Below are 9,313 nucleotides of genomic sequence, written 5' to 3'. Positions count from 1 at the left end.
AAGCACGTCTCGGTTATGCTCACGGCGAGCGATAGCAGTCCAGCTCATCGAAACCCCATTTGATTTAGCACCAATAGGGAATCACAACTGCCTGTTATCGCTCAACTTCTTTTAAATCGGGCTCTTACGGTTAACTTCAGCTTCAGATGTAACGCAATCACACCCTAGCAACTCGCCCCCATGGTATAGTTCTTATTAGGACAGTGAACGCATCGGTGAATTCAAAAGCACACTCGGACGCGGCTCAGGCAGGCCTAGAAGCTGCTAGCGTCCCAGGGTTAAAGTATCGCTGTTTATTAGAACAAGTTGCGCTTCAAAGCGACAATGCGTCATCAAAGAGCGATTTAATGTAAACGCTGGCGATGAAGCTTGCACTTCGGAAAGTGAGAAGGACCACGCACTATGGCCAATCGCACGAGAGAAATTATGGCGGTCAAGTATCTAACGGATGTCATGCGAAGCCGAACTCCAGCCTATGTTCCAGACGGCAGCATTGGAAATGAATTAGAGTGGCCGCGACCCGTCCCCGGCCGCTCCTTGAAGGACGCCCTTGAAGTTCGAATAGACCGGCTTCTAAGTCGAATTATTCCTGATACGCCTGCATATAATAAACAACGGCTCTATGCATTGAGCGCAATACATCGAGCTAATATTGGTGAGATGACCGCGAACCCGGATGCTAACGAACTGCATCGGGTCATTGATAAGATCTATGCAAGCCGCCCGCAGTTCCCGATAGCTCTTTCTCCTAATGTAGCTGCTGCACTTTATGAGAAACTGCAGCAATACGCCAAAACCAAAGAAGGCGACCCGCGAGAATTCCCACACACTGAGATTCTGGGTCACAGACGAGATGAACTGCAGCTTCATGAATTCGATGAAAACTTTTCAAGTGGTACGCCCCGAAATCCAGCTTTAGTGAAGGCCACTCTGAAGGAGCTCAATACTCTGTTGGACGAGATCGTGCCGGACGGCGCTTTTTTCAATGGTCTGCGCCAGGCGGTAGTAGATGAGGTTTGGGAAGGTGGCGAAATCTTGTCACGCTGGGCTAAGCGGGAGGCGGAAATTGCGGAAACGAGGGCCACCACTGGCGAAATAGGCTTCATCCCGAACTCCTTTCACTATGGCAAAGTGAGGGTGATCAGAGCCATTGAAGAGAAAATCGTTCCTTGGAGAGCAGAGCTACTGCCGCAACAAAGATTAGCTCCAGAAACTGCTGTAGACATCGCAAGGCTGATACAACGGCATTGCGACTTAACCTGGCAGCGTGGTGGTAATCGTTTTTTCTTGCCCAAGCAACTGCCAAAAGGGATTAGGGACTCAATACGTCGAGCGACTCCGCAACGAGTGCGTAACAGAGTCGCCAAGGAAATGGCAACGCGTGTTCTTGATGCCATGGACGCGGTCGTTGGCCCTCGTCGCGGAAACTTCGCGAGCCGCGCGTGGTTCCTCAAAACGGCGTCGGAACACAGGGAATATTGGCTGGAGCCGAACAGTGCGGCAGCAGATTCCCCGACTCTTTTCTCGTTGCTCCGCAGCTATTCGCGCGTCTTGAAATCAAGGACCTTGGAGATGGAAAGGCTTGTGCGAACCATAGAGGGTTACCACCAAGCCTGGCAAGGTCGTCTGCGCGAACTGCCAGAGAATGATCATCCAAAAAGACCAATAGTACCCGTACGGTCGACCAAAATCGATTTAGAACATTCCCAAGTCATGCTTGAACTTGCCAAGGCAGCCAATATGCCTGGTCAACAGAAACTAAAACTGCCGCATCGCAATGAGTCAGAGGAGGTGGCGCCGGCTGGAAATCTGGCACGATCCATCTCAACAAAAATAAAAGCGCCGCCCCACTTACAAGAGATTTCCGGCTCGTCCAGCCATAACGTCAAGGGAGATGTTGAAATAGGCAAATCGCCTAATGGGAGTAAGCGGCCACGCGAACTGGAGGAACGTGAGAGGGCCAACTCGATCAGCCGCTGAGAGATAGGTAACTTTTCGTGGCAACTGGCCACCTGTCAAGGGTCGACCACGTTGTTTTTTAAATGATCCTCTCGCTCGTTGCGGGAGCGCTCGCGGACAATTTTGATTGTCGATACCGGATCAATACATGGAGAGGTAATCGCGGCGCGATCCCCTTCCGGCATGCCCCTGGAGGATGACTAGATGTGGAGCCTCAACAGGTTGTCCTCGGTCAGACCGAGTCTACTGACAGGTGGTTTGGATTGTAGGCTGCCGTGCGGGCGATGCCAATTGTAACGGTGGAGCCAGACCGGCAGGTCGGCGGCGCGCTGCTGCGAGGTTTCGTAGGCCTGGGCGTAGGCCCATTCGCGCAGCGCGGTCTGGACGAGGCGTTCGGCCTTACCATTTGTCTTCGGCGTATAGGGCGTGGTGCGGATGTGCTTGATGCTCAGCCGCCGCAGCGCCTTGGCGTATCGATGGGAACGGAAGCTTGTGCCGTTGTCGGTCATGACGCGCTGGACCTTGACGCCATGGGCCTTGAAGAAGCGCAAAGCATTGAAGAGAAAGCGCAGACAGGAGCGTCTTGTCTCATCGGGTAATATTTCCGAATAGGCCAGGCGTGAGTGGTCGTCGATGGCCAGATGGACGTATTCCCAACCGATGCCACGGCTGTTGCTCTGCCCCGTGCGATCGCCGGTGATGCGGTGGCCGGTTCGGTTGAATTTGCCGAGTTTCTTGATGTCGATATGGATGAGCTCGCCGGGCTTGTCGCGTTCGTAGCGCCGCACTGGCTCAGCCGGGGCCAAGGCCTTGAGCTTGTTCAGGCCAAGGCGCTTGAGGATGCGGCTGACTGTGGCTGGCGAGACACCCGTCTCCTTGGCGATGTGTTGGCCGGTCATGCGCAGGCGGCGTAACGTCTCGATCCGGGCGGCGGTGGCCTGCGAGGTCGGATGATACAGGCGGTGCGGTCGGGAACTGCGATCATTGAGACCGGCCTCGCCCTCCCGTCGATAGCGCCTTACCCACTTATAGACAGTCTTCACGCAGACGCCGAAAGGCGCTGCGGCGGCTCAGCATCAAACACACCCGCACCAAACCCTATACGCCGAAGACAAATGGGAAGGCCGAACGCCTCGTCCGGACCGCACTGCGCGAATGGGCATATGCCAAGGCCTACGAAACCTCGCAGCAGCGCGCCGCCGACCTGCCGCTCTGGCTCCACCGTTATAATTGGCATCGCCCGCACGGCAGCCTACAATCCAAACCGCCCGTCAATAGACTCGGCCTGATAAAGGACAACCTGTTGAGGCTCCACATCTAGGGCGGCAGGAATATGAGCCGAGCGCCCCGGCGTTCGATGGCATCGCGCGCACCGGCTGTTTTGTGTGCGGACAGATTGTCCATGACGACAATATCCCCGGGCTTAAGGGTCGGTAGCAACAGCTGCTCGACATAAGCTAGGCCGCAAACTCATAAACGGGGTTTTCTAACCGGACAGGGGATGATTCAATGAGGCCTTGATTTGGAGGCCTTGCGTGACCCGCCGTCGTTTCGACCTGACTGATTTCGAGTGGGCGATTATTCAGCCCTTGTTGCCCAACAAAGTTCGCGGCGTGCCGCGGGTCGATGACCGGCGAGTGATCAACGGCATTTTGTGGCGGTTCCGCACAGGCTCGCCTTGGGCAGACGTGCCGGAACGATATGGGCCTTACACCACCTGCTACAACCGTTTTGTTCGATGGAGAAAAGCGGGTGTTTGGGTCATGTCTTGCGCGAGATCGCAAAGGCCTTCGACGGCGACATCGTTATGATCGATAGTTCCTGTGTCCGCGTTCATCAGCATGCGGCCACGGGAAAAAGGGGGATCGAGACGATGGCTGCATGGGACGTTCCCGCGGCGGCCTAACGACGAAAATCCACGCGGTCGTCGATGCAGACGGCAGGCCGATCAGCCTTGATCTGACAGCGGGGCAAGCCCACGACAACCGGATGGCAGAGCCGATGCTGCAGGACATGCGAGAAGGCGCGATCCTCCTTGCTGACCGCGCCTACGACACCAACGCCTTGCGAGACTTGGCCAAGGAAAAACGGGCCTGGGCCAACATTCCGGCAAAACGTAATCGCAAGGCCAGCTTCCCCTTCAGTGCATGGGTTTATCGCCAACGCAATCTGATCGAACGCTTCTTCAACAAACTCAAACAGTTCCGCGGCATCGCAACCAGATACGACAAAGACCCGCGCAACTTTCTCGCCGCTATCAAGCTGGCTGCAACACGCATCTGGATTAGATCGTTTTGGGTCCACGCCCTAGTCACCTGAATCTGAAGTTCGGCTCATTGTCTTGTGGCAGAAGCGCTTGACCGACGCGAGGATTTGGTCGACGGATTTGACCCACTTGTATGGGGTGGGGTTCTCGTTGTGGGTTTCTGTCGGCTTCCAGTTCGGCGGTGGAACGATGGACGCCGCGCTGCAACTGCTTTCGCGTCAGCTCTGCAAACCACCGCTCAACCTGATTGATCCAGGATGCTGATGTTGGTGTGAAGTGAACATGCCAGTGCGGGCGGCGGGCGAGCCAAGCCTTGATCCTCGGCGTTTTGTGGGTCGCATGGTTGTCCATCACCAGATGCACGTCCGGCCCCTTGGGCATCCCGGCGTCGATCCGCTTCAAGAAATCGAGGAATTCGGTAGCCCGGTGACGTTTGTAGCAATGGCCGATGACAGCGCCAGTCGCAACATCGAGCGCGGCAAACAGGGATGTCGTCCCGTTTCGGACGTAGGTATGGGTGCGTCGTTCGGCGATACCCGGCGCCATGGGCAGAACCGGCTGCTCGCGATCCAGTGCCTGGATTTGCGATTTCTCATCCACGCATAACACGACTGCCCGGTCTGGTGGCGACATGTAAAGGCCGACTATATCCTGCACCTTGTCGACGAACAGCGGATCGGTAGACAGCTTGAATGTCTCGGCGCGATGGGGCTGCAGACCAAAAGCGGTCCATATCCGACGGATGGTGGTGTGCGACAGCCCGCTGTCAGCTGCCATCGAACGAATAGACCAGTGTGTGGCATCCTTGGGAGTGGTGTTCAACGTCCGTTCGATGACCTCAACGACCTGCGGGTCAGAGACGGTTCGTGGCCGACCGGCGCGATATTCGTCCGTCAGTCCGTCAATGCCATCTTGCACGAACCGGCGGCGCCATTTGCCAACCGTATGCTCGTGGACGCCGAGGCGTTCGGCAACGTCCTTGCTCTGCAGGCCCTGTGCGCACAGCAAAACCATCCGGCATCGATCTGATAACGAACGCGGCGCTTTATGACGGCGCACCTGAGATTCAAGAAAATTACGATCCTCGTCGCTCAGAACGACGAGGTCCGCCTGCCTGCCAGCCATCAATCAAACTCCTGCTCTGGTGACAGAAGCTAAACAAAATGAGGCTTACTTTGGTTCCAGGTGACTAGTAGAGGCCCGCAACGCGGACGCCGATCCTGAAGGCTTTCGATCGCGCGCGATTTTAGCAGACGGCGAGACGGACGGCGATCGGTCTCACGAGATTGGGCTGTTCAAAGCCACATCACGGCGCCAGCAAAATAGTTGTGAGGTATGTATGCCGATGCGATGCTCAATTGCTGACACGCTCGCGCCAGTCTCCATTTCCTCGGCCACTGCCCGCGCTTTAAAATCATCGGACAGCGCCGCCGAAATTGTCGCCCAGCACCCTCAAGCCGTCCCTCCTATGGAAGTTTCTAGTTCCAGAGCTAGCCGCAGACATAGAAGCTCAGAGTTCGTGAATTCGTCTACCTGCATTACCGGGACCAAGGGTGTCGACGCCAGATGGGGTCTGCTTGCCGCTTAGTGCTTGCGCGGCATAACAGGATCTGCCGTTCGGCAACACGGAGTAGCAAGCTGGACGGCAGGTAGTGAGGGTGATGAGATGATGGGAACCGGACGAACCGGGGATTGGATTAATCCGAGATTCTCAAGACGCTCCGAGCGCGTTAATTTGATTGAAACCCGATCCGGGGATCCGGGGACTTCATCACGGGCCGCGGCCTTATGCGCCGCTGCGCGAAGGCGGGCGCATGGCTTGCACGCACGAGAGCGGCATCAGAGATTTTCTCTCTTGCAACAAACGGCCGCTCGAACGCGCGAATCGTGAGTTTAATAATCTAACCCGGGGCTGCGAGTCCGCTTACGCTCGTTTAATTCGCGTCGATTGCCTTCCGATCCATTGATCTCATCATGCGCCGCCTTCGATCCCAGCGCGGCGGCCGGTTCTTGCAACGAAGTGCCTTTTGACTTGCGAAAGCTAATGGTAGCGGGGTCAAAAGCTAGCCTCTCCGCGTCATCTACACCATCTTCCATACGACCAGTTGCAGCTTTGGTATGGCTGCCTTCTCCAGTCACATACGCTCTCCACGCCGACCGGTCGTCATCGAACGTCCCCGAAGAGTGGCTGTCCTCGTTCGATCGCTGTGACCTTTCAGGAGAGACATTTTCGTCCCGAAACAATTCGTTGCTACCAGGCGAGGCCGTTCGGCTGCTTAAGCCCTCTGTCCCTGATGCGGGCGAGGGTGCAGATTGCGCCTCGAAGAACGGGTCATGATCGACATCCGCTCGCCTCGCCTCGGCCTCACCATCAAGGCGTACCAGCGTTGGATCTCGCTTTTCCCTTTCCAACTGATGGGAAAGCAAGCCGATACTGGGCTCGATATCATGGATCAACGCGACGTCGTCCCTCGACCGATCTTGGAATAAATGGTCTATCGTGTACAGGCGGTCTCTAATATCCTCATACAAATGGCTCACCTCATCAACCAGCTCTATTGCCTGCTCAGACGTGAACGGGATGGTGGGTCGCACCTGTCTGGGCAGGCCCCTTTCCCGCGCTCCAAGGAACCGAAAAAGCTCCTCGGATTTGTCAATAGCATTTAAGCTCTCAGCGATTGTTTCACCGGTAGCAGTCCAGCCGAGCCCTTGCTGGTAGGGAGCGAAGTCGGTAAACTTCCCAACTCGTTCAATCAGCAAGCGCCGCCGATTGAGTGTTGGGCGGCCTGGGTCAATATGCTCATCAATCATAAGGCCCACAGCGTGGAAGCGAGTCTGAATCTCCGGACAAAAGACCGCCGGCTCACGCCTATGGATTCCTTCAGCGATGCACTGCCCGATATAGCCTACCGCCCGTTCGCGTGCTATTGTAGCTTCAGCCATATCCCACAACTCATTAGTGCGGTTGGCCCAGCGTTTCTTTAACCTTGATAGGTTCGCCAGTGCAACGAAGGTATCCAAGCTGTCTTTCATGGAAAACTCGTTGTTCATTTTCAACTCGTCTCTTTGTTTGCTGAGTCGACGGGGAGTAGTGTTAAACGGCCTACAATCTTAAAGGCGTCGCGGTCTGCTGCTATGCTACGCAAAGCGCTGGTTGAATCGGCCCCCGTTTGAGCCGCCCCTAAAATGTTTGAAGGAAGCGTCTTCGGCCAAACCTCATGTTTGGCGGTGAGTTGGAAAGACCGTGTGGGTTTGCGTTTTCGACCGGAGTTTTCGCTTTCAAGCGTTTCGCAATCTCGGTCGGCCGCGCGCGCTCTGTGCTAGAGGACGCTTGGGTCTCGCAATCCATCGTCGTGTAACTCCGGTGTTTCCAAGTCGTACGTCTAACACCCAGAACCGACTAGCTGAACCAAAATCGTGTTGCATTTGTCGCTCGTTAGCTATGCAAGCCAATCCTTCTTGCGAAGATGACGCGCGGCGATGCGGTTGAGAAGGTCGGCAAGCCGCGCCCGCGGAGTGGCTGTCGCACGGATTGATTAAAGCAGCCTAACCTGCGGCCTTCACCGACCTTACGTGAAGCAGGTTTTGTTATACGCTCAAGAGCGGACCGCTTCATTGGCGACTTGTGGGGATACCGTCCGCAAAAGTCGTCACGATCTTCAAATGCAGAAATGTGCAAACTACTTCGCAGTCACCCAGCACATCGTTGCGCTAAAACGCTCATTTGGTTATCGTTGAGCAAACTAAGCCGGGGCAATTCGAATCCGTGCAACAGTTCCAGCATTTGCGATGGAGAACTTCAAGGACCAGAAAAGGCAAAAACCGCGCCGAACCCAAGCTCGGGCGGTTTGATGACGACTTTTCATATCTTCTAATAGCAAACCTCCCAGCTCGATCCAGTCTAAAACGCCGTGGGATCGTGTCCATGGAAGTGGTGTAGGTCGCGGCTGATGGCCGTGCTTTCCGACATTGGGTCGGAGGGATATCAGCGAGCCACAGCGGGCAGACTGATTTGCGGATCATCGCTCATTTGCGCCATGGTCTCAAGGGTCATGTATCTGGCGCGTTGGACGGCCCATTCATCATTCTGTTCGAGCAGCAATGCGCCGACGAGACGGACGATAGCATCATCGTTCGGAAAGATACCGACGACCTCGGTACGTCGCTTGATTTCGCCGTTGAGACGCTCGATTGGATTCGTCGAATGCAACTTTGCCCGATGCTCTTTCGGAAAAGTCATGTAGGCAAGCACGTCCTCTTCCGCATCGTCCATGATGGTGGCGAGCTCCGGCACTTTTGGTCTGATCTGATCGGCGACGCTGCGCCATTGAGCGCTTGCTGCCTCCGGCGTCTCCTGGGCAAAGGCCGTTGCAATGAAAGCGGAGACCACCCGCCTACCGCTCTTTCCAGCATGCGCGAGCACGTTCCTCATGAAATGAATCCGGGGGCTGTTGAATAATCGATTGTCGGCGGCTGCCATGCGAAAGCTGCCAACATGTCAGAGGCCAAAGTTTTTCCCGCTCTGAGACGATGCCGACCTGATTTTGGAGCTCCTCCGCAGCACGTGAGCAGCAAAATGGCAAGAAACGCGAGTAGGACAGTAGGGGCGCTGATTGCGTGGCGCGGCATCTCGCCGGGTTCAGCGGCATCCTGCAGGTGGACGGTTACTCGGCCTATACCAGTCTCGCCAAGACCCGTACCAAAGCCGGCAGCAATGAAACGATCCAGCTCGCAGGGTGCTGGGCGCACCTATGCCGCAAGTTTTACGACCTTCACATCAGCGGTGTCTCGAAGGCAGCAACGGACACGATCATCGCGATGACCGAGTTGTGGCGCATCGAGGATGAGGCCCGCGGTCGGGATGCCGACAGCCGCTCCACGCTGCGTCAGAAGAAGTCTATGGCCATCGTCGCCAGCCTCTTCGATCTTTGGGAAAAGGAATGGGCAAGGTCTAGCGATCCATGATGCCCAGGGATGTTCCGCCTGCAGTCCTATTTCTACAATGGCGAGCGACAGGGTTATGGGGCCGGATCAACCATCATCTTGTGATGGAGGCGCGTGACTTGGAAGGTCGGGAGGCCTCGCCGT

2 protein-coding genes and 8 pseudogenes are annotated in these 9,313 nt (G+C 56.0%); 5 read left to right on the top strand and 5 right to left on the bottom strand.

Annotated elements, in window-relative coordinates; genetic code table 11:
• Positions 1-402: 402 nt before the first annotated feature.
• The gene (locus ATY75_RS31025) at positions 403-1,980 is read left to right on the top strand and encodes a hypothetical protein (RefSeq protein WP_167862641.1); all 1,578 of its coding nucleotides are present in this window, start codon (positions 403-405) and stop codon (positions 1,978-1,980) included.
• A gap of 179 nt (positions 1,981-2,159) precedes the next feature.
• Here ATY75_RS31025 and ATY75_RS31020 read toward each other — a convergent pair.
• Positions 2,160-3,014 (bottom strand): annotated as a pseudogene (locus tag ATY75_RS31020) (IS481 family transposase); the annotation flags it as partial.
• On the opposite strand from ATY75_RS31020, the pseudogene ATY75_RS31015 reads away from it, so the two are divergent.
• Positions 3,014-3,280: pseudogene (locus ATY75_RS31015) on the top strand (integrase core domain-containing protein); the annotation flags it as partial. The pseudogenes ATY75_RS31020 and ATY75_RS31015 sit on opposite strands and share 1 nt — an antisense overlap.
• Here ATY75_RS31015 and ATY75_RS31010 read toward each other — a convergent pair.
• Positions 3,280-3,417 (bottom strand): annotated as a pseudogene (locus ATY75_RS31010) (transposase); the annotation flags it as partial. The pseudogenes ATY75_RS31015 and ATY75_RS31010 sit on opposite strands and share 1 nt — an antisense overlap.
• A gap of 77 nt (positions 3,418-3,494) precedes the next feature.
• Here ATY75_RS31010 and ATY75_RS31005 point away from each other — a divergent pair.
• A pseudogene (locus ATY75_RS31005) lies at positions 3,495-4,275 on the top strand (IS5 family transposase); the annotation flags it as partial.
• Here ATY75_RS31005 and ATY75_RS31000 read toward each other — a convergent pair.
• From ATY75_RS31000 to ATY75_RS30985, 3 genes and pseudogenes are all read right to left on the bottom strand, one after another.
• Positions 4,267-5,350 (bottom strand): annotated as a pseudogene (locus ATY75_RS31000) (IS630 family transposase). The pseudogenes ATY75_RS31005 and ATY75_RS31000 overlap by 9 nt on opposite strands.
• Before the next feature lie 768 nt (positions 5,351-6,118).
• Entirely contained in the window at positions 6,119-7,276 is a 1,158-nt protein-coding gene (locus ATY75_RS30990; protein WP_088940415.1) for a hypothetical protein, read from the bottom strand.
• A 934-nt stretch (positions 7,277-8,210) separates the two neighbouring features.
• A pseudogene (locus ATY75_RS30985) lies at positions 8,211-8,669 on the bottom strand (IS256 family transposase); the annotation flags it as partial.
• Between the two features lie 152 nt (positions 8,670-8,821).
• On the opposite strand from ATY75_RS30985, the pseudogene ATY75_RS30980 reads away from it, so the two are divergent.
• Together ATY75_RS30980 and ATY75_RS34350 are read left to right on the top strand one after the other, a co-directional pair.
• A pseudogene (locus tag ATY75_RS30980) lies at positions 8,822-9,166 on the top strand (transposase); the annotation flags it as partial.
• Positions 9,167-9,219: 53 nt separating this feature from the next.
• Positions 9,220-9,313: pseudogene (locus ATY75_RS34350) on the top strand (IS5/IS1182 family transposase); the annotation flags it as partial.

The organism is Rhizobium sp. N122 (assembly GCF_002211295.1).
Classification (GTDB): Bacteria; Pseudomonadota; Alphaproteobacteria; order Rhizobiales; family Rhizobiaceae; genus Rhizobium.
This window is presented reverse-complemented; position numbering and strand designations above follow the sequence as displayed.

Excerpts from the sequence above, each read along its gene's own strand:
- ATY75_RS31025 (WP_167862641.1), top strand. The coding sequence starts at position 403 with ATGGCCAATCGCACGAGAGAAATTATGGCGGTCAAGTATCTAACGGAT.
- ATY75_RS30990 (WP_088940415.1), bottom strand. The coding sequence starts at position 7,276 with ATGAACAACGAGTTTTCCATGAAAGACAGCTTGGATACCTTCGTTGCA.